Annotated in this window: 1 protein-coding gene and 1 pseudogene; both read left to right on the top strand. The window is 66.8% G+C overall.

What is annotated here, in order from left to right; genetic code table 11:
* Positions 1-1,296: ABC1 kinase family protein (locus WBV89_RS09890; protein WP_423981172.1), on the top strand; the 1,296-nt coding region annotated here is incomplete at its 5' end.
* A 37-nt stretch (positions 1,297-1,333) separates the two neighbouring features.
* A pseudogene (locus tag WBV89_RS09885) lies at positions 1,334-1,755 on the top strand (hypothetical protein); the annotation flags it as partial.

Raw genomic sequence — 1,755 nt, 5'->3', positions numbered from 1 at the left:
ACCGCGGCGCGCAAGACCTTCGCGTCGAGCGAGCGTCGCGAAGGACTCGATCGCCAACGCGAGTTCCGGACCGCGACGCAGGTCGCCGACGAACTCGGTCAGATGAAGGGCGCCTTGATGAAGCTCGGTCAGATGGCCAGCTATCTCGACGACGGCCTGCCCGAGCCGATGCGCATCGCACTCGCACAACTCCAATCGGACGCGCCTCCGATGTCGACCGAACTGGCCCGGGCCACGGTGGAGTCCGAACTCGGCGCGCCGATCGACGAACTGTTCGTCGAGTTCGACCCCGAACCGATCGCCGCCGCATCGATCGGGCAGGTGCACCGCGCCATCGTCATCGACGACGATGGCGCCGAACGCGCGGTCGCAGTGAAGGTGCAGTACCCGGGAGTCGGCGAGGCGATCGCATCCGACCTGCGCAACGCAGACATGCTGGGAGCGCTGCTCAAGCAGAGCTTCGGAGGGCTCGACCCGGCCGAAATGGTCGACGAAATCAGGATCCGGCTCATCGACGAGGTCGACTACGACCTCGAAGCGACGAATCAGCGCCAGTTCGCCGACTACTACCGCGGCCACCCGTTCATCCGGATTCCCGACGTCGTCGACAGGTACTGCACGTCGCGGATCCTCACCACCGATCTGGTCGACGGGTACCGCTGGTCGGAGATGCTCGACAGGGGCCAGGAGACACGCGACCGGGTCGGGGAGATCATCTTCCGGTTCGTGTTCCGCTCGCTCTACCGCTTCGGAGCCTTCAACGGCGATCCCCATCCCGGGAACTACCTCTTCCACGACGACGGAACGGTGACGTTTCTCGACTTCGGGCTGGTGAAGCACTTCACCGCCGACGAACTCTCGATGTTCGCGTCGATGGTCGAGGCGGCGGCGGTCGACCACGACGCGGTCGAGTTCCGGCGGATCGTGGAGGAGGCGGGCATGCTGCTCCCCGATGCACCCGTCGACACCGACGACGTCGGCACCTACTTCTCGCTGTTCTACGACACCGTCCGCAATGACGCCGAGATGACCTGGACACGGGAGTACGCCAACTCCGTCGTGCGCCACACCTTCGACCGCAGCAGCCCGATCAGCCAGTACGCAACCGTTCCGCGCGCCTTCGTGTTCATCCAACGGATCAACCTCGGGTTGTACGCCTTGCTCGGCGAGCTCGGCGCACGCGGCAACTATCGGCGGATCGCCTCCGAACTCTGGCCGTTCGTCGACGCCGGCCCGTCGACCGAGCTCGGCCGCGCCGAGGCCGAGTGGCTGCGCGGCAACGGTCACACCCGCTGACGACACCGAGCATCGGACCAGCGATAGCGTCGACGCAATGCGTCGGACAACTCTCGCCATCTCGATCATCGCCGCCCTGTCGCTCGCCGCGTGCGGCAGCTCGGACAACGACACGGAGCCCGCCGACACCGGCGCGGCGACCGAGGCCACCGACACGGCCGACACGACGGTGACCGACGAGACCGGTGACACCACCGACACGACAGCGGACGACGATGCGTCCGAGGACGCAGCCCCCACGAGCGACGAGATCCCGACCACGACGGCGAACCCCGACAAGCCGGAGGTGGAGATCCCCGCCGAGCCCCCGACCGAACTTCAGCGCACGGTGCTCGTCGAGGGAACCGGTGACCCCGCAGTCGCCGGTGACACGGTCTTCGTGAACTACGTCGGCGTGCGCTCCTCCGACGCCGTCGAGTTCGACAACAGCTACGACCGTGGGGAACCGTTCCCCGTGGT

The organism is Ilumatobacter sp. (assembly GCF_049588435.1).
Taxonomy (GTDB): domain Bacteria; phylum Actinomycetota; class Acidimicrobiia; order Acidimicrobiales; family Ilumatobacteraceae; genus Ilumatobacter_A.
The sequence above is the reverse complement of the archived record's forward strand: the minus strand, read 5'-3'. Positions and strand labels throughout refer to the sequence as shown.